Origin of the sequence: Vibrio sp. SCSIO 43086 (assembly GCF_051132235.1) — a bacterium.
GTDB lineage: Bacteria > Pseudomonadota > Gammaproteobacteria > Enterobacterales > Vibrionaceae > Vibrio > Vibrio diabolicus.
This window is the reverse complement of record NZ_CP072678.1, coordinates 1,127,953-1,150,175: the sequence shown is the minus strand read 5'-3', so window position 1 is coordinate 1,150,175 and position 22,223 is coordinate 1,127,953. Positions and strand designations below refer to the sequence as shown.

Annotated in this window: 19 protein-coding genes; 12 read left to right on the top strand and 7 right to left on the bottom strand. The window is 43.9% G+C overall.

Going from position 1 to position 22,223, the window contains the following annotated elements; genetic code table 11:
- Positions 1 to 75: 75 nt before the first annotated feature.
- Positions 76 to 1,050, bottom strand: coding sequence for a ParB/RepB/Spo0J family partition protein (locus J8Z23_RS21395; RefSeq protein WP_170902816.1), 975 nt, complete (start codon positions 1,048 to 1,050; stop codon positions 76 to 78).
- A gap of 7 nt (positions 1,051 to 1,057) precedes the next feature.
- Positions 1,058 to 2,275 (bottom strand): AAA family ATPase, encoded by a 1,218-nt coding sequence (locus J8Z23_RS21390; RefSeq protein ID WP_005374503.1) that lies wholly within the window; start codon positions 2,273 to 2,275, stop codon positions 1,058 to 1,060.
- A gap of 1,240 nt (positions 2,276 to 3,515) precedes the next feature.
- Here J8Z23_RS21390 and J8Z23_RS21385 point away from each other — a divergent pair.
- A complete protein-coding gene (locus tag J8Z23_RS21385) occupies positions 3,516 to 5,486 on the top strand; it encodes a replication initiator protein RctB domain-containing protein (protein ID WP_301658962.1) in 1,971 nt (656 codons plus the stop codon).
- 1,257 nt (positions 5,487 to 6,743) lie between these two features.
- On the opposite strand, the gene J8Z23_RS21380 is transcribed toward J8Z23_RS21385, so the two are convergent.
- From J8Z23_RS21380 to J8Z23_RS21370, 3 genes are read right to left on the bottom strand one after another with little or no spacing between them, the layout of a single operon-like run.
- Positions 6,744 to 7,181: a transcriptional regulator gene (locus J8Z23_RS21380; protein ID WP_434635357.1), complete on the bottom strand. Its 438-nt coding sequence runs from the start codon at positions 7,179 to 7,181 to the stop codon at positions 6,744 to 6,746.
- On the bottom strand, positions 7,181 to 8,113 hold the full coding sequence (locus J8Z23_RS21375) for an ATP-binding cassette domain-containing protein (protein WP_145534050.1): 933 nt from the start codon (positions 8,111 to 8,113) through the stop codon (positions 7,181 to 7,183). Before J8Z23_RS21375 ends, J8Z23_RS21380 begins: the two co-directional genes overlap by 1 nt.
- Positions 8,110 to 8,964 carry an ABC transporter ATP-binding protein gene (locus tag J8Z23_RS21370; protein WP_434635356.1) on the bottom strand — a complete coding sequence of 285 codons (855 nt, stop codon included), beginning with the start codon at positions 8,962 to 8,964 and terminating at the stop codon, positions 8,110 to 8,112. The genes J8Z23_RS21375 and J8Z23_RS21370 overlap by 4 nt, the downstream gene beginning before the upstream one ends.
- A 361-nt stretch (positions 8,965 to 9,325) precedes the next feature.
- Between J8Z23_RS21370 and J8Z23_RS21365 the strand changes: the two genes are divergently transcribed.
- Complete coding sequence (locus tag J8Z23_RS21365) at positions 9,326 to 9,523, top strand: PA3496 family putative envelope integrity protein (RefSeq protein WP_005392088.1); 198 nt, start codon at positions 9,326 to 9,328, stop codon at positions 9,521 to 9,523.
- Between the two features lie 281 nt (positions 9,524 to 9,804).
- Entirely contained in the window at positions 9,805 to 10,866 is a 1,062-nt protein-coding gene (gene ribA / locus J8Z23_RS21360) for a GTP cyclohydrolase II (RefSeq protein ID WP_074190277.1), read from the top strand.
- 71 nt (positions 10,867 to 10,937) lie between these two features.
- Here the strand turns inward: ribA and J8Z23_RS21355 are convergent, their stop codons facing one another.
- Complete coding sequence (locus J8Z23_RS21355; protein ID WP_434635354.1) at positions 10,938 to 11,693, bottom strand: transporter substrate-binding domain-containing protein; 756 nt, start codon at positions 11,691 to 11,693, stop codon at positions 10,938 to 10,940.
- Positions 11,694 to 11,761: 68 nt separating this feature from the next.
- Between J8Z23_RS21355 and J8Z23_RS21350 the strand changes: the two genes are divergently transcribed.
- From J8Z23_RS21350 to J8Z23_RS21340, 3 genes are all read left to right on the top strand, one after another.
- Positions 11,762 to 13,657, top strand: coding sequence for an ATP-binding protein (locus tag J8Z23_RS21350; RefSeq protein ID WP_134646294.1), 1,896 nt, complete (start codon positions 11,762 to 11,764; stop codon positions 13,655 to 13,657).
- A 100-nt stretch (positions 13,658 to 13,757) separates the two neighbouring features.
- Complete coding sequence (locus J8Z23_RS21345) at positions 13,758 to 13,967, top strand: DUF3283 family protein (protein WP_005374484.1); 210 nt, start codon at positions 13,758 to 13,760, stop codon at positions 13,965 to 13,967.
- A 135-nt stretch (positions 13,968 to 14,102) separates the two neighbouring features.
- On the top strand, positions 14,103 to 14,819 hold the full coding sequence (locus tag J8Z23_RS21340; RefSeq protein WP_005392082.1) for a YebC/PmpR family DNA-binding transcriptional regulator: 717 nt from the start codon (positions 14,103 to 14,105) through the stop codon (positions 14,817 to 14,819).
- Positions 14,820 to 14,892: 73 nt separating this feature from the next.
- On the opposite strand, the gene rodA is transcribed toward J8Z23_RS21340, so the two are convergent.
- Positions 14,893 to 15,975 carry a rod shape-determining protein RodA gene (rodA, locus tag J8Z23_RS21335; RefSeq protein ID WP_046875633.1) on the bottom strand — a complete coding sequence of 361 codons (1,083 nt, stop codon included), beginning with the start codon at positions 15,973 to 15,975 and terminating at the stop codon, positions 14,893 to 14,895.
- A 407-nt stretch (positions 15,976 to 16,382) separates the two neighbouring features.
- Here rodA and J8Z23_RS21330 point away from each other — a divergent pair, with 407 nt between their 5' ends.
- Genes J8Z23_RS21330 through J8Z23_RS21305 form a run of 6 tightly spaced genes read left to right on the top strand, consistent with a single transcriptional unit; the run spans position 16,383 to position 22,209 of the window.
- Positions 16,383 to 17,051, top strand: coding sequence for a hypothetical protein (locus J8Z23_RS21330; RefSeq protein ID WP_301575657.1), 669 nt, complete (start codon positions 16,383 to 16,385; stop codon positions 17,049 to 17,051).
- A 10-nt stretch (positions 17,052 to 17,061) separates the two neighbouring features.
- Positions 17,062 to 17,760 carry an ABC transporter ATP-binding protein gene (locus tag J8Z23_RS21325; RefSeq protein WP_182034304.1) on the top strand — a complete coding sequence of 233 codons (699 nt, stop codon included), beginning with the start codon at positions 17,062 to 17,064 and terminating at the stop codon, positions 17,758 to 17,760.
- Positions 17,748 to 19,016, top strand: a complete 1,269-nt coding sequence (locus J8Z23_RS21320) for an ABC transporter permease (protein ID WP_395208188.1) — start codon at positions 17,748 to 17,750, stop codon at positions 19,014 to 19,016. The genes J8Z23_RS21325 and J8Z23_RS21320 overlap by 13 nt, the downstream gene beginning before the upstream one ends.
- The gene (locus J8Z23_RS21315) at positions 19,009 to 19,794 is read left to right on the top strand and encodes an outer membrane lipoprotein-sorting protein (protein ID WP_434635352.1); all 786 of its coding nucleotides are present in this window, start codon (positions 19,009 to 19,011) and stop codon (positions 19,792 to 19,794) included. The genes J8Z23_RS21320 and J8Z23_RS21315 overlap by 8 nt, the downstream gene beginning before the upstream one ends.
- A 45-nt stretch (positions 19,795 to 19,839) precedes the next feature.
- Positions 19,840 to 21,186 carry a hypothetical protein gene (locus tag J8Z23_RS21310; RefSeq protein ID WP_434635350.1) on the top strand — a complete coding sequence of 449 codons (1,347 nt, stop codon included), beginning with the start codon at positions 19,840 to 19,842 and terminating at the stop codon, positions 21,184 to 21,186.
- On the top strand, positions 21,187 to 22,209 hold the full coding sequence (locus J8Z23_RS21305; protein ID WP_114322673.1) for a sensor histidine kinase: 1,023 nt from the start codon (positions 21,187 to 21,189) through the stop codon (positions 22,207 to 22,209).
- Positions 22,210 to 22,223 lie beyond the last annotated feature (14 nt).

The following is a 22,223-nucleotide window of genomic DNA, read 5'->3' as shown; positions in this document are numbered from 1 at the left end:
GGTATCACATCTTTAATTTGACGCTTCTCAGATATAAAAAAACCGCCCGGAGGCGGTTGATTCAATCATCTTTTGTTATTGCAGCTTGTTTTGCACAAAGGCAAGAATCTCTTCCATCAAGCTGTCGTCAACTTTCTTCAAGTTCAACGCCAGACTGCTACCTTTTCGGCTGTAGCTTGCTCGACCTTTTACTAAGTCGACTTTTTCGGTCTTCTTGCCAGGTTTTGCTGGTGCAAGCTCAGCAATCCAGTTTTCGATGCTTTCCGTGACTTCTTTTGTCAGACGAGCAACGCCTTGAGCTGTGCTTCGCTGCCATAAAAAGCCTTCGCTAGAGCGACACTTATCTAACAGCTCTTGCTGCTGCTCTGGCGTCAACGTTGAAAACTGTTTGTGCAGTTTCACAATAGTTGGACGACCAAGATCGCCGACATTGGGATACGCTTGAAGCAGTTCTAACGGTAATGCCGCCGCTTTTAAAGCGCCACTTACTAACGCTTCACTACACTGGAACATTTTCGCCAATGCTTTCTGATCTTCAGCTTCACCACTATCTAGTTTAGCCTGCATCTCTTTACCTTTTTCGTACAAAGAGAGCGGCTTGTGAGCATTTGCCACATCAGACAAAAACTTTGCATGGTCAGTATTGATGTTATCAGCAACATAAACCAAAAAATCTTGTTCAGCGAGGATACAAGACATGCGACGACGGCTACCGTCTAGCACTTCAATTTTGCCATCGTCAGTGCGACGACCCACAGCAGGATATTGTTGGCCACGCTCTTTGAGCGTGACTAAAACATCAGATAAAGCATGTTCGTTTAAGAACGATTGCTCACGAGCGTTATCAACAAACACCGTTGTTTCTGTCGCGACTTTCTCTGCAGGAATACGAACAAGTTCAAACTGAACAATGTTTTCACCTGCGACAGCTAGCTCAATCGTTTGAGCTTTTTCTTTTGCCGCGGTTTGCGCCTCTTGTGGAGTCACAACACGACGTTTATTCGTTTTGCCAAATAATTTCGCGTTTAATTCAGACGTTTTCAAAGCCATTTACTTATTACCCCTGATTCAATGACGGCCAATTAGAATGCAGCACACGCTCTAATTCCAGTGCGCTTTTATGAACAGCATCTTGTGCGGTGGCTAGCGTCTTCTTACCGCCTTCAAAATCGCTTACTGTCAGATCAAATACTGTGCTGTAGGTATCGGCACAGGTTTCAAACGCACGGCTACGAGGGATAGTAGCCATCATAACTTGGTCACCTAGAAGATAGTTCATTTCAGTTAAAACAGAAACTTGCTTCTTATTGTCGTCCTCAAACATGGTTGGCATCAAGCGAACAAACTCAAGACCATTCCAGTCTTCCGGAAACATTTCATATACCGTAGGCAAATGCTGGAAGAAGTTTACTGTTGAAGCCCAGTCCAGACGCTTAGCCGCACAAGGGATTAACAACGCATTTGATGCATACATCGCATTCCATACTAGTGGGTCAACGTGTGGGCCGGTATCAATCATGATGATATCGAAGTCATCAGCAATTTTATCAATCAGTTGCTCTTTTAGCAGACGAACGATATCGAGTGATGGGTCTTCAGATAGCGTTTGCCATGCTTCAGCATTAAACATTGCGTCTTCTGGAAACGCTGAAATCGACTTTAAGTTCGGGTATTGCGTTGGCAGCAATACGTTTTTACGCAAAAATTCACTGTCAATTTCTACACCATCAGGCACATTACCCAACATAATGTCTACAGCAGAATAGATATTGTCATGCTCTGCCATGCTGATTTGTGGGTTGAGGAATAAACGTAGCGAGCCTTGTGGGTCTAAGTCGATTAAACAAATACGGTAGCGTTTATCCAAATTTAGCGCTAAACATGCCGCTAAATGGACCGCTGTCATTGATTTACCTGTACCACCCTTCTGGTTCTGCACGTTAATAATCCAAGGTTTGTTACCTGAATTCTTCTTACGCTCATGAAATTTAGGCACTTCAGCCGCATCCATAAGCATATGTGCTTCTTCTAACGTAATTGAATAATGATTCGCGTTATTTTTAGTAAATTGATGGCCAGCGGCTTCCATCTTACCAATCGCGTCATCGAGCTTACGACGAGTTAAACCTGAACGGGTTTCCATCATCGCCTTAGACATTGGTGGGAAGTAGTTATCGCTTCGCTCTTCTAAAACAATTTCAATACGGTCAGCTTGAACCTGCTGAGTCAGCTCCGCCAACTCAAGAAGGTTTTCAATCGTTTTTTCTCTTTTCATGCCAAATTCCGTTGGAAGGATTTATGCTTGCAATTGTACAGCAGTAAAGACCAAAAACAACAAAAAGGTGCACGAACATTTTGAATAACCATCACATAAAAAAACACTCAAATCGACGCTTTTATGATTTATGGTAAAAAACATAACTATTTTTAATTAAATAATCTTCGAATAAATGGACACCTTAAACTTAAAAATAAAAGTGTTACACTGTCACTCATTTACAATGTAAATCAATTTTCTACCGGAACGATTATATTATTAAGCTAAATTACGGATTGTGTTAGGCCAACCTAATTTAAACAAAAAATAGAAAGCAATCTTTCAACATGAACGCTAATAACAACCTTGATCATGTATCCGAGCCAAAAAGGGCTGTTCAAGTGATGCTCTTATGGAAGTATGATCAAGGTATGCTTATGATCATGCTTCCATGATAAAACACAAATACGAAAGCATGATCATGGAAAAATAGAGTAGATGAGGGTGTAAACTCGCGGATTAAATAAGATCCATCAATCGGAAATATGATCAAGCTATAGAATCTCTCGGAAGCATGAGTTTTTGTCTCTAATTTACGGTTGAATGCAGTCAGAATGGGGGATGGAGAAGAAATTAGTGGATAGAGAAGCCGGAACAATGAAATTGTTCAAGTGACTATGATAAATCTTACTCTCATGATCATGCTTCCTAAGAATAGCCCGAAACTAGGTTTTACTGCGGAATAAGAGCTACTTGGATGCATTTTCATCACATGAGTAATTTATCATCAATATTGTCTCCAGAACGATAGCTATCTCAGCTCTTGATCATCGATCCGAGTATCAATAACATCGACAATGCTCAATAAAATCCTCATTAAGATCATTATTAAACACAGCATCTGTGGATAACCTGTAAAAACATCATGATCATCGTTTCAAGACTCTTTTGATCATCTTTTCATAAACTTAATGATCATGCTTACGAGCAAATGTGATCATGCTTTCAGGCTATTGTTGATCATAGTTTCAGAATTAACATGATCATAGTTCCGACATGCATGAAAATAATCACTTTATAGAACATGCACTTAGCGGGAAAACGATAGCCAGATCATTAGATCATATAATCAATTAAGATCAGATTAATCAAAAAGATCAGTTATTTAAAAAACAATCTTTTTTCTTTATTTATGATCTGTTTTTCTTTATTCTTCGGAACCATAGCACAACTACGGCTAGTGTGATCTGGATCTAAAATGACGGCTGATGAAAAAATTCTGATTAAAGCACCTAGAAGCCATAAGGATGGCCATCTTTTTGAGGTACATGAATCCTCTGCAGATTGGGTAGAGCAGTACCAACATTTCAAAGGGGTGACCAAAAGCATCTTAGAGTTGCTTAATCTGATCTCATTGCGAGGTTTCAGCAGCAAAGATGGATTGGTTTCAACCACAGAGATTGTGGAAGCAACGGACGGACAACTCACTCGTGCAGCTCTGCAACAACGCTTACGTGCAGCAGTAAACATTGGTTTGTTTACTCAAACTCCAGTGCGGTTTGAAGAAGGACTTGCTGGTAAGACGATGTTACATAAGTTTGTTAATCCTAATCAGCTTATTTCAGTGTTGGGTGCAACAAGTCTTGTTACAGACAAAGTACGCCAAAACGAAAAGCAAAAACGTTCAAAAGCATTGGCTCAAACCCAAGTGAACAAGCGTTTGTTGAATGAACATGGGTTGAATACCCCTCCAACGATGAAAGATGAAACCGATCAATTTGTCGTATCTCCAACGAATTGGGCTGGGATCATTGACCAAGCACTTGCACCACCAAGAACTCGAAAAAGTTATCAGAAATCCATGGTGTCGATCTCTGGTACCAAAGCGGTTATTGAAACGCGATCATCCAAAAATATCATGACTGTGGATGATCTGATGACCTTATTTGCTCTGTTCACGTTGACCGTGCAATACCATGATCATCACAAAGATCAGTATCAACTCGACGCAGCACACGTGCCGAACAAGACGCCGTTATACATTACTGATATTTTGTCGCTTCGAGGCAAAAAAGACAGTGGTCCAGCACGTGATTCTATTCGCGACAGTATTGATCGTATTGAGTTTACCGATTTCCAGCTGCATGAACTTACTGGTCGTTGGCTAAGTGAAAACATGCCAGAAGGATTCAAAAGTGATCGTTTTCGTTTTCTTGCTCGAACCATCACTGCGTCTGAAGAAGCGCCTATAGAGGGAAGCGATGGTGAAATTCGTATCAAGCCAAACTTGTACATTTTGGTTTGGGAGCCTTCGTTTTATGAAGAACTATTAACGCGTGATTATTTCTTCTTGTTCCCACCAGAGATCTTGAAGCAACATACTTTGGTATTCCAACTGTATTCTTTCTTTCGTAGCCGCATGGTGCGTCGTCATACTGACTGCATGCTGCTGAGTGAATTAAACCAGAAGCTGGCACGTAACATCGAATGGCGACGATTCTCGATGGATTTGATCCGAGAGCTGAAGCGTTTATCGGATGGTAAGGGAACGGATGAGCTGTTTGTCGTTAATTTGTGGGGTTATCACCTGACGATCGAAACTGTGATCGAGAATGACAAAGTTATGGACTACCAGATCGATATTAAATGCGATGTGGAAGAAGTCTTACGTTATTCACGTGCGCGAACAACCAACGCAGGAAAGCGTAACATGGCGCCTACGCTGCCAAACCCACTTCGTAATGAGATGGTTACCCGACAACAGCTTGAAGAGCTCTCAGGCATCATAGACGGCGAATTTGAGCCTATCCAACGCAAAGCGCCATCTCCAAGAGGGAATTTAGGCCGCCGCGTGAAGCAAAGAAAACACCTGGTAGAGATCAATGCAGACGAGATCACCATTACTTTATCTAAATATACCTCACCAGAGGCTCTAGAACGCAGTATAACGGCTTTATCTGCGATGACAGGGCACTCATATGCCTCAATCAAAGAAGAGTGTTCTGATTACATAGAGAAGCTTGATTGGCTAAGGGTAGGGGATGAGCCAATTCCTTATGAGACATTAAGCAAAACCGTCGAGCTGTTTAACACTCAAAATGATATTAAGCATCTTACCATTGAGCGCTTGATTGCTGGATTAGCGGTACGTCGGAAGGTGTGCCGTCAAATCTTCGATGGCCACATGGATGAAATGGTATTCCGCGCTCTGGATGAAATGGCGATTTAAAAGCGTTGCTTGATGTGTATCAAGCAATAGGCGTGGCGTATTGATTTGAAATGTAACAATGTCTTTCGATGATAAAAAACAGACTTAACTCTAACAAATCACTGACATTAGGAGCCAAGCTTGAGACTATTATTTATCACGAATAGACAACCTTTTGTCCTTTCTGATGATTAATAGATTGGCTCATATTGTTACATTCATTCTGAATAGACTTCGCGAGTTTCTCCTCAGGAAACTCGCTTTTTTTATTTCTGCATTTCCAATTAAAACAAAAACCAACTTTTGCTATTGTATATAAAACTTTTTGTAATCTATAATATTTATTTAATAAAAAATAAGATTATTACTTCAAATGAGTTAAGTGAAAAATAGAACGAAAATAGCCAATAAATACTCGTTGCACCTTCTAAAAGTAAACTTATAACTTAAGGTGAAGCTTACTATCAAATAGTGGATAATAAATCTCTTAAAAATATAGCTATTAGTATAAATATATCAATGTGGCTAAGTATGTTTTAGTTAGATAAAATGATTTTTATTACAAAAATAAACAGAAAATATTAAGAGTTGGTATTGGTTATCTTTATATGATTGAATTTTTAATGCTCCTAAAAATAAGAATTAACCTAAAAAGTATGTGATAATCACACATAATAATTTCACTTTTCATGTAAACGAGTCTAAGGTGGATGAAAACACATAATCTTGTCTATATCGATATTTATATATCGTTGATTCGAGTTATACAAATGAAAGCTTAGGCCTGTAAAACTAAAAATGTTATTGAAGACTATTAGAGAATGGAAATTGACCTTCTATACTGTAAATAAAATGATAATTTAAAAAACTTAGCTAGCTTGTAATTATTATACTTCCTTTTCAATAAGCCCCTATCTTAGAGGATCTTTGTACTTTGTAGGCGAACTATTAGGCTTTTTAGAAAAATAAATTCATTACTGAATGAGATTGTATCATTTAGTAATGAAACTAGTGGATATGAGTCTGTTTTTTTAATTATAAACCTAATATGTGCAATCAGTGAGTGTGAAATGAGTTTTAAACTATTTATTATTTCATTCTCCTGACTTTTTATTGACAAAAGTAATAGTATTTGAGGTATCATATGTCTTGTAGAAGTGATTTCTACGATTTCATGAAAAATGTAGAAGCTGCCTCCAACAGCATCTACGCCTTAATAGAGGGCTACTTCAGCCCTCTATTATTCGTACCATAACCCCGCAATTTTATTAGACTGAGCTACATCTCCAATTTTAAAAATCGCATCAAAGCAACATGCGACTCGATCAGGTTATGTGCTTGTTGTTGCCACTCATTTTGATCGCATTGCTGATTACAAAACTCTAAAGCTAAAACGGTAAGGTGCTGAAGTCGCTTTAAACACCAATCTTTGATCAGAATATCGGTCGATACCTGACATGCCGCTTGCTCGAGCTTTACGCTCGTGTAAAGCAAGGTTTGATACGCTTTTTTAGGATCTCGGTACCTAGCATGTTGAAACACACGTAAACAACCGTCTAGCCAGCAAGCAATCGCTTTGCTTTGAACTTCGTTCAGTTCTGGGCCAAACACGCCGTCGGGCGCTTGATATAAGATCGCTTCCAGGTTTTCAACTTGATCATGCTTCCGATGTTCATACCACATGGCGATCTGATCTTGCCAAGTCCTCAATTCCATTACGCAGCCTCAGTCCATTGTTTTACATAGTGATTGGGTCCTATTTGATCAAATTCGTCGACAATGATGCTGCTACGACTACGAATTTCATCGGCATCTATCGAATAGTTTGGCTCACTTTTCACTAAGTTACCAAAAGGAAGATCTGGATCGGGAACGGCTGAAATCAATAGTTTGGTGTACGGGTGCTGCGGATTCTTCAGTATTGAGTGTGTATCACCCCATTCAACGATTTGCCCTTTGTACATCACAGCTGTTTCTTCCGCGATGTAGTGTGCGGTCGCCAAATCATGAGTAATGTACAAAAAGCCGATTCCTAGCTCTTGCTTCATGCGCTGCATTAGATTCAGTACCCCGAGGCGAATGGAGACATCCAGCATCGATGTTGGCTCATCCGCAAGAATGATTTGCGAACCGACGGCGAGAGCACGTGCTAAGTTTACTCGCTGACGTTGTCCACCACTAAGCTCGTGAGGAAACTTATTTAATGTCTCTTCAGGTAGTTCCACCAGCTTTAAAAGCGCTTCCAAGCGGGCAGGAATGTCACGCTCGCTTTGGATTTGCTTATGAATCTTTAAAGGGCGTGTTAGATGATGGCGAATGGTATGAGTTGGATTGAGTGAGCCAAACGGATCTTGAAACACCATTTGTACTTTACTGCGATACTCTTGGAGCGCTGAGCGTGACGTAATCTCATTGATATTAGTGCCATTGAAAAGGATCTCGCCTTCTGTTGCCGGATAGACTTTAGTGATCAAGCGAGCACACGTACTTTTACCGCAGCCTGATTCTCCAACCAAAGCCAGAGTTTTTCCTGCATACAGATCAAAGCTCACGCCTTGGAGGGCACGGAAGGTTTCCTCTTTCGCTAAACCACCGCCTATTCTGAATTCTTTAATCACGTTTTTCATTTGGATGATAGGCTGATTCATGATTGCGCTCCTGGTTGCTCTGGTTGTTTGTGGACGTCGTGGATGTTTGGGAAAGAAGCCCATAGCTTTTGTGTGTAGGGATGTTGAGGATTATTGCGAATTTTGTATGCCTGATTGACTTCGACGATTTCTCCATGCCGCATGATGGCAATGCGATCACACAATTGGCTCATCAGCGCCAAGTCGTGCGTAATAAAGAGTACTGAGAAGCCAAATTCATCTCTAAGCTGATAGATTTGTTGTAAAATCTCCCTTTGTACCACCACATCTAAAGCGGTTGTGGGCTCATCCATAATGATCAGCTTAGGGTTCAAAGACAAAGCAATGGCAATCACCAAGCGCTGACGCATTCCACCTGAAAATTGGTGAGGGTATTCCGTTAACCGTTCTCGCGGAATATTGACCAAGTCCAATAGTTTTTCTGCTCGATCTTTCGCTTGAGCGTTGGTGAGTCCTTGGTGATGACGCAATACGTCTGCGAATTGCTCTTGGATCGTTAAGACAGGGTTGAGTGAGTTCATCGCGCTTTGAAACACCATGGCGATTTCACTCCACCTCAGAGCGGTTAGCTCAAAATCTGAGAGGCTAAGAATGTCTTTGCCATCAAATAATATTTTACCGCCAGAAATGAACGCTGGCGGCTTATGGAGACGATTGATCGAGAATGCGATCGTGCTTTTGCCACATCCCGATTCACCAGCAAGTCCAAATACTTCTCCTTTGCCGATATCGAAGCTGACGGATTTTACCGCATTGAAATCACCATTATCGGTGATGTAATCGACGCATAAATCTCGGATCTGGATGACCGGATTATTGTGGTATGCATGATTTAAGTTAATACCATCCATATAAATACCTTACCAATGTAAAAGATAATCATTATCATTATCAGGTGTGATGATTTTTAGAAAGTGGCAAGCGGTGAATCAGTGAAGTGACTCGAAAGTTAGGCGAAATAAAAAGTGGTATCCGGCGTTGTTAATGAAGTCAAGGAAGACGAGAATTGAGAGCTGGATCAGCACACTTTTCTTAGGGGGAATTACTCAAATTTAATCGTAAATTTGCCCCTTGGCAAAACTTAAATGATGGATCTATTAAGGAGTTAACGAAAGGGCGGGAGGGGTCACATTTCCCTACTGTTTTTCTTACCACCTCGTTCCTGTTTTGCTATAGATTACGCATCGAAAACATGGTGTGTTCGGAGGAAATATGTCCATTAATTCTATCGACCATGACGAGATGACCAACATCGCTCACAAATGGGAATTACCTGATGAAGAAGCCGTTGTGAAGCCTGAGAAAACAGTGAAATCAGCAGAAGCTAGAAGACGCATTGAAGCGCTACGTGAAATCCGTGAAAGTGGATTGACCATTGAAGAAGCAAGGGAGCTTGGCTTGATACACTGATTGCTCTAGTTTGGTATAGCAATCCATAGGGTAGTCGTCGGGCTGCCCTTTTTATTTTTCGCTCCATTTTAGCCATTGCGTCTTACTACAACATCTCACATCTCTTTATTTTTCTTATCCAAACGTTCTAATTCACCTCTCTTTTACCTAAAAAGTTCTAGATCCAAACTCATTTTCATCTATGTAGAAGTTTGACAATCTTACCTAGCGTTACTAAAAGATATATCAATAGCGATATGCTTTTTGTTGATTATCGCGACCACAAAGCAAGGAGCGCGAGTATGGTTGACCAAATCCTTTTTTATGAGCCCGATGAGCCCCACGGTTTTCTTTCCAATTTTTGCCATGCCCCAGTCAATATATCCTCCCAAACTTGGCCCACCAGCGAACATTATTATCAAGCCCAAAAGTTCCTCGATGCGCAGTTACAAAGCAAAATTCAACACGCGAGCACTCCCGATGAAGCATTCGCCTTAAGCCGAAAATACGAACATTTCGTCAGAAGTGACTGGGAGGATATGAAGTTGGCCGTTATGGCTTTCATCGTTAGAGAAAAGTTTCTGCAAAATCCACCTTTAGCGCAGCAGTTAATGAGAACGGGTAACGCTTGTCTCACAGAGCATTCTCACAAAGATGCCTTTTGGGGGGATGGGGGAGACGGTAAAGGAGAAAATCATTTAGGAGAAATTCTGATGAACGTTCGGGCTGAGCTGAGACATGTCGAGCCCTACAATCTCGTGAAGTTCATCGATAAAGCCAAATTGCCTACCCAATGGGGCACATTTATGATGTATGGCTTCGTTGAAACTGCCACGAACAAAGAGCATCTTGCCCTCGTGTATGGAGAGCCTGCAAGCAGCGCTGCACCGCTTATTCGGTTGCATTCGGAGTGCCTTACTGGCGATGCCTTGTTTAGTACGCGTTGCGACTGTGGTTTTCAGCTCAACAGGGCGCTACAAAATATTGTCGAAGAGGGATGTGGTGTACTGCTTTATTTGCGTCAAGAAGGACGTGGTATTGGCTTGATTAATAAAATTCGAGCTTATCACCTCCAGGACGATGGCGCCGATACTGTAGAAGCCAATGAACGTTTGGGCTTTGCTGCCGATATGCGTGATTACGCGTTCTGTAAAGGGATGTTAGAGCATTTGGGCATTGATGCGGTGCGACTAATGACGAACAACCCACGTAAGCTGGCTGCGTTAAAAGCGGTTGATATCAACGTCATTGAGCGTGTGCCCTTGCAAGAAGGTAATAATCCGAGCAATCAACACTACTTGCAAACTAAGGCGAGTAAATTAGGGCACATGTTTGATCCTAAGTTTGTCAATCACACCAAGTAAAGCATCATCTATGTCTCAATAGATGAAAACGCCAACGATACTATCGTTGGCGTTTTCGTTCGTTAGGTCATTTATTGATATCTTTGAATGATCTCATCAATTTCACCCGATATTTTTAACTCAGCCAAACGTGTATTGATGTAGTCCTGAGTTTCTGGCTTCATTTGGGGCGAAAAGGCCAAATAGATCGAGTAGTCAGGGATAACTGAGTCGAAAGATTGGATCTGAAAATCTTCTAGCGACAAATTGAGGCGTTTTAAGTTGTACATAACGCGTGATTCCATTTCGACGAAGGCTGTATCTCCTGGTGTTCGGGTTATCACTCGATATGCGGCATCATAATCTTTAACGCGTATTTCATTCACACTACCATCCTCAAAGAATGGGATTAAATTCGGATAATCAAAACCGAGTAGTAATACGATAGATCGGCCATGCATGGTGTCCATATTCTTGAACTCTAACGGTTTCTCACTACTAGAGACCAATACATGTTTTACAGTGTAAATGGGCTCTTCAGACAAGTTTTCTGATTGCACCTTGCCCCAATTTGGGCTGCCGTAAGTTAGCCAGTTTGGTTCGCCACCTTCTTCTAATATGGAGATCATTCGTTTAAACGGATAAGTATGATAATTCACCTGATAATCTGATTCAGCGAAAATGGCACTGACGATGTCAGTCACAATCCCGGAATGCATTTGCCCCTGTTGTTCTATTTGAAATGGCCTTGCTTGGTCGGCGATAACGTAATAGTTCACTTCAGCGGCAGTAGCATAAGTTCCTATCGCAATAAAACTAAAAGCCAATCTAAGTAGAAGTCTTTTCATCGTATCCTCGATTATTATTTGCGCGTGGCTATATTTAGAGTAGCGCAAGTTTATCGGAGCGATTTCATATGGATGAAAAAGAGCGATCTCAACGTCGATTTAGTATCGGCAACCAACTTATGTTGGCGGTGCTAACGTTGAGTTTAATCTTTACTGTCATCATTTCCGCTGTGAGTTTATATCGAGTTTTTAACGAAGATTTAGCCCATTTGCACGTCGAGCTAAAGCAGGTCGAATCCAGTTACTTATCGAGCTTTTCTGCCAGCTTATGGGTGGAGGATAGGGAGCTGTTACTCACTCAAGCAGAGGGCGCAATGCGCATGCCCTCTGTGGATTATTTACGTATCGCTAATGAAGATGAAGTTATCGTCGAACTGGGCACCGCACTTTCTGAGGATGTCGTAGAAAGAAGTTGGCCGATGCAATATCGTGTTGGTGATAAAACCTATGATCTGGCGACATTGACTGTTCAGGCGGATCTGAGCTCGATTTATGAAGATCTTTGGCAACAATTTTTTTTCTTGCTCACGACAGAAGCGATCAAGATCCTATTGCTCATAATTGGCGTGCTTTGGGTCGCCTTCCGCCTCTTGGTCAATCCTCTCCAACTGCTTTCCGGCGCCGTGAGCGATTTTAGTGGCGGGAAGGTCCCAAGCAAAGTTACGCTCCCAAAGCGTTGGTGTTTTGATGAAGTGAGCGTGTTGGCGGAGAAATACAACCGAAGCGTTGAGAAAGTCCGTGAGCATCAGACTGAACTTGAAGAAGAAAGAGATAGAGCGGAAGTCGCCAACCGCAAAAAAAGTGAATTTCTTGCCACCATGAGCCATGAAATTCGAACACCGATGAATGGCATTATTGGTGTCGCTTCATTACTGGGTGACACCAAACTCGATCCTCAGCAAAAAGAGTTTGTAGAGATCATCGATAGTTCTTCTCACTCTTTAATGACGATCATCGACGATATTCTCGACTTTTCTAAAGTCGAAGCAGGTAAAGTCGAATTAGAAAATGCGAGCTATGATCTGCGCCGTATTTTGGATGATGTGATCAGCTTACACGCCGTCAAAGCCAAGCAGAAGAATCTGCAATTGCTTAGCGATATTGATCCTCACTTGCCAGCGGAAGTGCAAGGTGATGCTGCACGCTTAAAACAGGTATTGAACAATTTGTTGAGCAACGCGATCAAATTTACTGATCGTGGTCATGTGAAGCTTCTTGTTGAGTTAACACGTCAAGAGCATGATATCGCCATGATTCGATTTCGCGTCGTTGATTCTGGCATTGGTATTGCGAAAGAGAACCAACAAGCGATCTTCGAACGTTTCCAACAAGCCGATGGCAGTACAACCAGAAAGTACGGTGGTACCGGCCTTGGTTTGGCGATTGGTGCTCAGTTGGTGAACTTAATGGGAGGAGAAATCCAGCTGACAAGTGAGTTGGGGCTCGGTAGTTGTTTTGAGTTTTCGATTCCAGTTGTAGTAAAAGCACGGTCTACCTACACGGAACGACCTAATGTTTTGACTTTTCCAAAAGTTGAAGACAATGAAACCAGCCTCCAGCATGACAATCAACCTTGGGTATTGATTGTTGAAGATACCATCGTAAACCAGAAAGTCGTGCGTATTATGTTGGAAAAGCTCGGCGTTCGAGTGAGCGTCGCAAATCATGGTGAAGAAGCGCTTCAGCTATGTGAGAAGCAAGCTTTTGACTTGGTGTTTATGGATTGCCAAATGCCAGTGATGGATGGCTTCATTACTACTGAGCGTATTCGACAAATGGGAGAGTGGGGGAAACACGTTCCCATTATTGCGTTGAGTGCCAATGTTATTAAAGAAGATCAACAACATTGCTTTGACGTCGGTATGAATGAGTTTGTCGCCAAACCTGTGACCAAAGATCGGTTGCATCAAATATTCGAGCAGTTTTTACCAAAAGCGCTGAAAATCAGTGCGGGTCCCAAATAGTTAACTTGAAATTGATCAAGTTAAGTGCGTTTCTATTCTGCAATTGTAACTCTGTATGCTATAGTGCGCGGCTAGTATTTAAAGTACCTTGAGGCTGTAAATGTCGTTCAATCTATCCCTATTGCCGCCTGATGAAAAAAACAAAATCGAACTGGATAAACAAGCGTCGTTTTTGGTTTGGAAGCTCAGAGAGGCCAAATCTGGTCCTGAAGCAATAGAAGAACAGTTGTCCAAGATTAACGATGCTGATGAAAAAGCGTTTTTTCAGCAATCGGTCGAAAAGTACAAACGAGTAATGGGTGTCGCTTAACGCGAATCGTGACAACGGTATAAAACTATGTGGCGAATGAGGTAACCTCCCCATTCCTTTGCTAAGCGAAATTGAAAAGGTTTCGCTTTTTGCTAAAATCCTTCGCATTAAATTTGAATTTAGAGAGACATCCCGATGGGAAGAAGTTTTGAAGTGCGCAAAGCCTCTATGGCGAAAACTGCAGGCGCGAAAATTAAAGTTTATTCCAAATACGGTAAAGAAATTTACATGTGCGCGAAAAACGGCGGTAGTGACCCAGACATGAACTTGTCTCTTCGCCACCTGATCGCGAAAGCGAAAAAAGATCAGGTACCAGCGCACGTTATCGACAAAGCACTAGACAAAGCGAGTGGCGGCGGTGGTGAAGATTACCAACCAGCGCGCTACGAAGGCTTCGGCCCTGGCGGTACTAGTGTTATCGTTGACTGTCTGACCGATAACGGCAACCGTACTTTCCAAGATGTACGCCAATGCTTTGTTAAAGTGGGTGCGAAAATTGGTGTTGAGGGCTCAGTTTCTCACATGTTCGATCACCAAGCGGTATTCCAGTTCAAAGGCGACGATGATGAAATCATCCTAGAAACGCTAATGATGGAAGATGTAGACGTAACTGACGTTGAGCTAGAAGACGGTGTGATCACTGTATTCGCTCCTCATACAGAGTTCTTCAAGACGAAGACAGCACTAAATGGTGCGTTCCCAGATCTAACGATCGATGTGGAAGAAATCACTTTCGTTCCTCAAACTCACACTCCAGTAGCGGGTGAAGATGCTGAGAAGTTCCAGAAATTCTTAGATCTTCTAGATGACTGTGACGACGTTCAGCAGGTTTACCACAACGCAGAGCTATAATTTCTTAGCTTCCACCGTTGTAAAAAGGCTTCCCGAGGGAAGCCTTTTTTGATCGTACTTTTTGCTAGCAGCATTATGCGTTGCGATATTTGGAATAACACAGTGACATGATCACACCAAAACAGATGCCTTGCGTCAGCATGGCCGTGCCGCCGTAACTAAAGAACGGCAAAGGGCTTCCCATTACAGGCAACAAGCCGCTCACCATGCCTGTATTGATAAAAGCATACAGGAAAAAGCTCATCGCTAATGCACCACTCACAAGCCGACTAAAAAAGTGGTCAGACTGACATGCAAGCAACATGACGCGCGCGGTAATAAACAAGTACAGTGCGAGCAAGACTAAACTACCAACAAAACCCCACTCCTCGGCATAAGTCGAAAAAATAAAGTCCGTATGACTTTCTGGAATAAAGCCAAGTGTTCCTTGCGTAGCATTCATCCAACCTTTGCCTTTCATTCCGCCGGAGCCTATCGCAATCAAAGATTGGATAATTTGGTAGCCCGAACCTAACGGATCCGACTCTGGGTGCAAGAACTGAGTAACGCGGCTTTTTTGATACGTTTCCATGACGAAGAACCACAAAATAGGCGCCAACGTTAATATACTCGCGACAAAGCCACCGATTATTTTCCAGCTCATGCCAGCTAAAAATAAAACGAATAAGGCGTAAATGACGGTAAAAACTGCACCGTCTAAATCCGGTTGTAGCGCGATTAACCCAGCAGGAATCATGGTGATGAGTAAGCAGAATGCGATTTTTCTACTATCTGGTCTGCCACCTTCAATATGTAGCATCCACGCGATCATGATTGGAATCGAGAGTTTGATTAGCTCCGAGGGTTGAAAGCGAAAAAAGCCAATATCGAGCCAACGTTGAGAGCCATTAGTGCTATCGCCAAACAAAGCGACAGCAAGTAGCAGCGCAACCGCAATGATGTAGAGATATGGAGCTGAGCGTTGATAGCTAGCGGCGGGAATCGATGACATGACCAATATACAAACCAAGGTCAGTCCGCAGCGTGCTAAATGCTTGAAGAGCATGGCCTCATTAAAGCCACTGGCACTCCAAAGTGTTAGTGTACTCAATAGCATGATCGGAATGATCGCCATCAGCAGTGGCAAATCGACCCTGGGGAAAAAACGCTTATTCATTTTCTACGACCTAATAACGCACCCTGTTCGAGCGCGAAAACAACCAGAACTCGAGAGTTCGAACTATTCCGATGCTAAGAATCCTATTTGGAAATAACAGACATCATGCAAAGGTGTGTATGAGAGGAGCGTCGATGTCGTCTGTTATGGGTAAGCTGCTTGGAAAGCTGTGGAATGGATAAATACACTAGAAGCAGGTTTTAAGCCAGTATTTTTATTCCTATTGTAGTGAAAGACAGACGCTTACAAACAAGCTGGGATAAATGCTCTCTTTAAGGATGGAATGTCATTCATCGCAGCAAACAACCGTTCATTCTAAATAACTGCCATTGGTCGCATGCAAAAGCAGTGTGTGATCTTCTCCCTTAATCTGAAACCATCAAATCACGTTCAACTAAGGACAGTACATGATGGTTTCTCAATCTCGCTCAATCAAAGCTCTTAAACTGGCAAGTACGTTTATCGCCGCATTTGCACTCAGTAGCAATCTGGTACTGGCTAACCCAAGCGAGCGTACACTCAGTCAATTCAACCAAGCAGCGCAGGGTGATTCTGGTTTGGTTGATACCGTTTACGGCGAACTATCCAAACAACTCGAAGAGCAGGGCGCAACGCCCGTGACCTTGGTTTACTTGGGCAGTGCTGAGACGTTGCAAGGTCGTGAAGCGTTTATGCCTTGGAACAAGATGAAGTTCACCGAGCGCGGTCTTGCTACTATCCAAAAAGGTTTGGATCTAATGGTGAATCAGCCAATACCACTTCAAGAACAACAACGTTTACAAGGCTTGCCGGAATATCAATTAGCCACCGCCATGGCAGCCACTACGTTTACCTCTCTGCCAGACATGTTCAATCACTTTGAGCGTGGCTACGAGCTATACCTTTCACTGCTTGATGAACCGAGTTTTAGTCAGCAACCTTTTGCGGCAACGTCTTGGATTTATCGCTACGCCATTGAAGCGGCACTGCGCGCTGAAGACGTTCAACAAGCCAAAACATGGTTAGCGCAAATGGAGCAATTAGGTGACAGCAATCTAGAAACGCAAACCGCGAAAGCGCTGCTAGCCAAGTATTAGGGGGAGCGTCATGATCGTTTTTAATCAACTTAGTCGCGATTACGCCCTTGGCAGCCAAACCGTGCATGCATTGCGAGAGGTGTCTGGTGAAGTATTTGCAGGCGAAATGGTGGCATTATGCGGACCGTCTGGCTCAGGCAAAAGCACCTTACTTAACGTGCTTGGCATGCTGGATACTCAATACCAAGGTCAGGTGACATTTGCAGGCAGCCCATACCCAACCGGACAAATGCAAGCTGCGAAAATGCGCCGTGAAAAGCTTGGTTTTGTGTTCCAAAAATTCAATCTTGTGCCCGTGATGACAGCGTTAGAGAACGTGGCGTATCCGCTGCATCTCAACGGCTTTTCAAAAGCAGAACAAACCGAGCTCGCCACACAAATGCTAGAACACGTTGGTTTGGGCGAGTTTATTCATCACATGCCCGATAACCTATCAGGCGGTCAGCAACAACGCGTGGCAATTGCTCGTGCTTTAGTGCACAAACCGGCGCTGGTGATTGCTGATGAGCCAACCGCAAGTCTTGATAGCCAAACTGCCAACAAGGTCATCGACATTATGAAAGGACTTGGACACGAGCTTGGTACCACTTTTATTGTCGCTACACACGACCCTCGTATGGCATCCCGCTGTGATCGCACCATTGAATTGGTGGATGGCAAGATTACCCAAACGCATGCAAGTGTGGAGGAGGTTTCATGGGCAAGCTAATTCCTGTTTCGGTTCGCCTTGCTTGGTTGAACCTGCAACGCAATCGCCGCCGTAGTTTGTTGTCGATGCTGATCATCGCCATTGCCGTGTTTGCCTTAACCAGTGCGGGTGGTTTTGGTCTGTACACCTACGACAGTTTGAAAGAGTCGACGGCGCGTGACACGGGGCATCTGACGTTAACCACGCCGGGTTACTTTGCGAAAGAAGAAGAGATGCCGCTGAGTAACGGTTTAACTCATGCAGACGACATCACCAAGCAATTGATTGGCTTAAACGAAGTGCGAGGCGTGCAGCCACGAGTTGAGTTCAGTGGGTTGATTTCCAATGGTAACAAGTCCTCGATCTTTATCGGCATTGGTGTGAACGAGCGCGAATTCGATATGAAAGGACCGTTTTTGGATGTGCGTGAAGGGCAGACGCTGTCCAATATTCATGCATCGCGCTATGACCCAGCAGAGCCAGAAGTGATGCTTGGCGTTGATTTGGCGAACAACTTAAGCGTGCACGTTGGCGATTGGATTACCTTGCTGGCGACCACAACCGACGGTGCGTTGAACGCGTATGACTTCAAAGTTCGTGGCATCTATTCAACCGGCGTACCAGAGCTTGATAAACGCCAGTTGTACGTGCACATCAACAGCGCGCAATCGCTGCTCGGTTCAGACAAAGTCAGCGCGTTGTCGGTCTTTCTGTTCGATACCAGTTTAACGAGCCAAGTCGAGCAACAAGTGGCTTCGGTTCTGAGTAAGCAAAAACAGAACTTTGGTGATCAAGATATTGAGATTACGCCTTGGCAAGAACGTGCGTTCTTCTATCTCAAAGTGAAAGGTTTGTACGACCGTATCTTCGGCATCATGGGCGCAGTAATGGCGTTGGTGGTCTTTGTTGCGCTGTTCAACACCATGACCATGTCGGTCACCGAGCGTACACGTGAAATCGGCACATTGTCAGCACTTGGTAGCTACCCTAGCGAAATCATTGCTGGGTTCTTGCGCGAAGCAGGGTTACTTGCGGTGATTGGCAGCTTAATCGGCGCTTTGTTTACTGCGTTAGTTACCGTTTTACTGATGGTCGTGGATGTGCAAATGCCGCCACCGCCAGGACGCACAGAAGGTTACCCATTAACGATTTACTTCTCTTGGGAGCTGGTGGCTGCCGCAGGATTCGCAGTATTGATGATTTGTTTGGTTGCGGCGTTTCTCTCGGCACGCAAAGGGGTGAACAAGCCAATTACGGAGGCTCTGATTTATGTTTAATTTCAAATCACTATTACCAATTGCACTGCTAACGGTTAGCGGCATTGCAAGCTTGAGTGCCAGTGCAAATGAAACAGCGCTAGATGCACAGCAAGTTGCGCAATTGATTGAAAAGGCGGACAGCTACCGCTTGCAAGATGATTCCTCCAAAGTGGTGTCACTGGTGCGCTTATATCAAGACCAAGAGTTAGATAAAACCCGTCTTTACCACGTGTACACGCGTCCAAATCGTGAATCGTTGGTGGTGTTCAAATCAGCAGTCGAAGCTGGGCAAAAGATGCTGATGATGGGCGACAACTACTGGCTGCAAATGCCTAAGAGCCGCCGTCCGATTCGCATTACGCCAATGCAGAAGCTGCTTGGTGAAGCGTCTATCGGCGACATCTCAACCCTGACGTGGAGCCAAGATTATCAAGGTGAATGGATAGCGACAGAAACCGTTTCGGTGAACGGAGAAAGTGTCGCGGCTTATCATCTTGCTTTAACCGCGAAAACCAAAGGGGCGAGCTATCAGAAGATCGACTTGTGGTTGTCTGAGCAAGATGCGTTTCCAATCAAAGCCGATCTCTACTTGCGCTCTGGCAAACTCGCCAAGCAAGCGCAATACGGACGCGCAACCGACAATGGCGAAGACTATGTCAGTGAGATGACCTTGCTTGATAGCATTCAGCCGAGCAAAAAAACCGTTATCGAGTACCAAGAAATCGTGCCTTGGCAGCTGGATAACAAGTTCTACAACCCAAGTTATTTGCCGAAAGCCAATACGACTCAGCTTTAGTCTGAGCTTCGTAAATAGAACCATGAAAACGAGCAAGGAAGTCACATGAAACCGCACCAGCCTAACCTTAACAAAAGCACCAGTCTGTTGATTGCTGCGTCATTGTGTGTGGGCGCGGCAGCCCCAGCTTTTGCCAATGATGAGCTGAGTTTTGAGTGGGATTGGGCTGTCAGTTACGAAACGGCCAAGCAGCGTGATAGCGCATTTATACAAGCGCAGGGCAGTACTCGTGATTCACTCAATGCGCTACTGGATGTGCAAGTGAACTATCAAAACTTCAGTGGCTTGTTTGCTCTGTATAGCCAAGGTTTGTACCTCAATCAACAAGGTGAGAGTGACTGGTGGAGTGAAGCTGATAGCCAGTTGCTGATTCGTGAGCTTGCTTGGCTAGGGGAGTGGCAAGTCGGTGATACCACACTTGATGTGAGCTTAGGTAAGTTGCGCGTGGATTGGGGCGTGGGTTATGGCTACCGACCATTGGATCTGTTTAAGCCGTATCGACAAAACCCGGTTGGCTTAGTCGCAGAAGAGGGTGCGGGTGTGTTTTCACTTTCACACTATGATATGGCAGGCGAATGGACCGTCATTGCGACCGATTCAAGCTGGGGGCAACAAGACCAAAGTGCACTTGATCAAGCCGCAGAGCAACAAGGTGTTGGTATTCGTCGTTATGCGCTGGTGGGTGACACCGAGTATCAACTTATTGGTTATTACGATGATGTGCGCCGAGGTTTGCTTGGAGCCAGTGCCATTGCCGTGTGGGATGAATCCATCGCCATGCACGGATCAATGCTGTGGCAAAAGCAAAGTGTCGGCTATCAGTTTCAGCAAGACGATCTTTACCAACCCGTTTCAGTTGAGGAGCAGGGAAGCGCATTCCAAGCTTTAGTTGGGGTGAACTGGGCAAACCAAGCCGGACACAACGTGATTGCTGAATATTGGTACGACAGCCGAGCATGGTCGAAAAGCGAATGGCAACAAGCAATAGAACGTGGTGAATTACTCTCTCAGATCCCTGAACCTAACTACTCTCTGTTGGCTAGCAGCGCTCTACTTCCGACAAGCTACGCCCAAGGGTTTCAGCATGCCAATATCGTTCAGCATAATGTAATGCTGCACTGGAGTTGGGATGTGGAAGCGTGGGCTGCATGGAACGGTAAAGCGGATATGGGCTGGCTAAGTGATGTAACCCCTACGTTGGATGTGATGCTGTCGCCACAAGATGGCGGTGTGATTGTCACGCAGTGGCTTAATTACCAATGGATTGATACCGGCGATCAAAGTGTAGAAGTGGAAGTTGCCGCACGCTTTTTAACCGGAGACGACCAATCTGCTTACGCACAAATCAATGATAAGCATATGATTGTATTTAACATCAAAGGGAAATTCTAAATGTATTCAGCTAAGTTAATGGTAGAAAGTGGATGGCTACGCAGTGTGGTTGTCACGACTTTATTCTGTTTGTTTATCTCGGTAATGACATTGTCTGTTTGGGGGGGGCCTTACTATGTACATGTATTGGTGAGCTTTGGTTTTGGTTACTCCGCCTTGTTCTTCTCTTGGTTAGTCGACAAGTTGTTTCCTAGCATCCCTCGTAGACTAGAAATTGCTTTGTCACTGACCGCCTGTTTGTTGTTTGGCGTCATTAATGCGCAGTTTTGGCTCGGTGAATACTTCGGCATTTCGGGCATGCTGCCAGTGTTGCTGATGGGCTTGTTATTCAGCGGCATGTGTTACTTTTATTTTCACTCACGAGAGAAAGAAGCGATTGCTCAGCGTGAATTAGAGAGTATCAAGCGTGAAAAGGCAGAGCAGGAACGTGCGCTGTTGCTAAGTCAGCTTAAACAGATGCAAAGCCAGATTGAACCGCATTTCCTATTTAATACCTTGGCAAATATCAGCGTGTTGATGTCCCAGGACGTTGATAAGGCCAAGCAGATGTTGGATCAACTTACCGCACTATTACGTGCGACGCTAAAAAGCTCACGTGAAGAGCACACCACGATTGAGAATGAAATTGCCTTAATTGAAGCCTACTTGAGTATTCAGAAGATACGTCTGGATGGACGTCTAAGCTACAAAATTGAAGTAGAAGACGGTTTAGGAACAACAGAACTGCCACCGATGATGTTGCAACCTTTGGTGGAGAATGCCATTGTTCACGGTATTGAGCCAAAGCGAGAAGGCGGCGAAGTCAGTTTGCTCATTAAGCGCGAACAACAGAACTTGCAGATTGAAGTTAGAGACACAGGTGTTGGCTTGAATCATGTTAGTGGGCACATGGGCTCCGGCGTGGGTTTGAGTAATCTCAAGCAGCGAGTTGAAGCTTTGTTCGCAGGGCAAGGAGAGGTTGTTATCAGTGAGTCTGCTCAGGGTGGCGTTTGTGTTCGCTTGAGCTGGCCAATGGAATCGTAAGCAAGGAAGAAAGG

What these genes read in the sequence shown, in the direction of transcription:
- J8Z23_RS21395 (WP_170902816.1), bottom strand. Translation starts at nt 1,050, where the DNA reads ATGGCTTTGAAAACGTCTGAATTAAACGCGAAATTATTTGGCAAAACG.
- J8Z23_RS21390 (WP_005374503.1), bottom strand. Translation starts at nt 2,275, where the DNA reads ATGAAAAGAGAAAAAACGATTGAAAACCTTCTTGAGTTGGCGGAGCTG.
- J8Z23_RS21385 (WP_301658962.1), top strand. Translation starts at nt 3,516, where the DNA reads ATGACGGCTGATGAAAAAATTCTGATTAAAGCACCTAGAAGCCATAAG.
- J8Z23_RS21380 (WP_434635357.1), bottom strand. Translation starts at nt 7,181, where the DNA reads ATGGAATTGAGGACTTGGCAAGATCAGATCGCCATGTGGTATGAACAT.
- J8Z23_RS21375 (WP_145534050.1), bottom strand. Translation starts at nt 8,113, where the DNA reads ATGAATCAGCCTATCATCCAAATGAAAAACGTGATTAAAGAATTCAGA.
- J8Z23_RS21370 (WP_434635356.1), bottom strand. Translation starts at nt 8,964, where the DNA reads ATGGATGGTATTAACTTAAATCATGCATACCACAATAATCCGGTCATC.
- J8Z23_RS21365 (WP_005392088.1), top strand. Translation starts at nt 9,326, where the DNA reads ATGTCCATTAATTCTATCGACCATGACGAGATGACCAACATCGCTCAC.
- ribA (WP_074190277.1), top strand. Translation starts at nt 9,805, where the DNA reads ATGGTTGACCAAATCCTTTTTTATGAGCCCGATGAGCCCCACGGTTTT.
- J8Z23_RS21355 (WP_434635354.1), bottom strand. Translation starts at nt 11,693, where the DNA reads ATGAAAAGACTTCTACTTAGATTGGCTTTTAGTTTTATTGCGATAGGA.
- J8Z23_RS21350 (WP_134646294.1), top strand. Translation starts at nt 11,762, where the DNA reads ATGGATGAAAAAGAGCGATCTCAACGTCGATTTAGTATCGGCAACCAA.
- J8Z23_RS21345 (WP_005374484.1), top strand. Translation starts at nt 13,758, where the DNA reads ATGTCGTTCAATCTATCCCTATTGCCGCCTGATGAAAAAAACAAAATC.
- J8Z23_RS21340 (WP_005392082.1), top strand. Translation starts at nt 14,103, where the DNA reads ATGGGAAGAAGTTTTGAAGTGCGCAAAGCCTCTATGGCGAAAACTGCA.
- rodA (WP_046875633.1), bottom strand. Translation starts at nt 15,975, where the DNA reads ATGAATAAGCGTTTTTTCCCCAGGGTCGATTTGCCACTGCTGATGGCG.
- J8Z23_RS21330 (WP_301575657.1), top strand. Translation starts at nt 16,383, where the DNA reads ATGATGGTTTCTCAATCTCGCTCAATCAAAGCTCTTAAACTGGCAAGT.
- J8Z23_RS21325 (WP_182034304.1), top strand. Translation starts at nt 17,062, where the DNA reads ATGATCGTTTTTAATCAACTTAGTCGCGATTACGCCCTTGGCAGCCAA.
- J8Z23_RS21320 (WP_395208188.1), top strand. Translation starts at nt 17,748, where the DNA reads ATGGGCAAGCTAATTCCTGTTTCGGTTCGCCTTGCTTGGTTGAACCTG.
- J8Z23_RS21315 (WP_434635352.1), top strand. Translation starts at nt 19,009, where the DNA reads ATGTTTAATTTCAAATCACTATTACCAATTGCACTGCTAACGGTTAGC.
- J8Z23_RS21310 (WP_434635350.1), top strand. Translation starts at nt 19,840, where the DNA reads ATGAAACCGCACCAGCCTAACCTTAACAAAAGCACCAGTCTGTTGATT.
- J8Z23_RS21305 (WP_114322673.1), top strand. Translation starts at nt 21,187, where the DNA reads ATGTATTCAGCTAAGTTAATGGTAGAAAGTGGATGGCTACGCAGTGTG.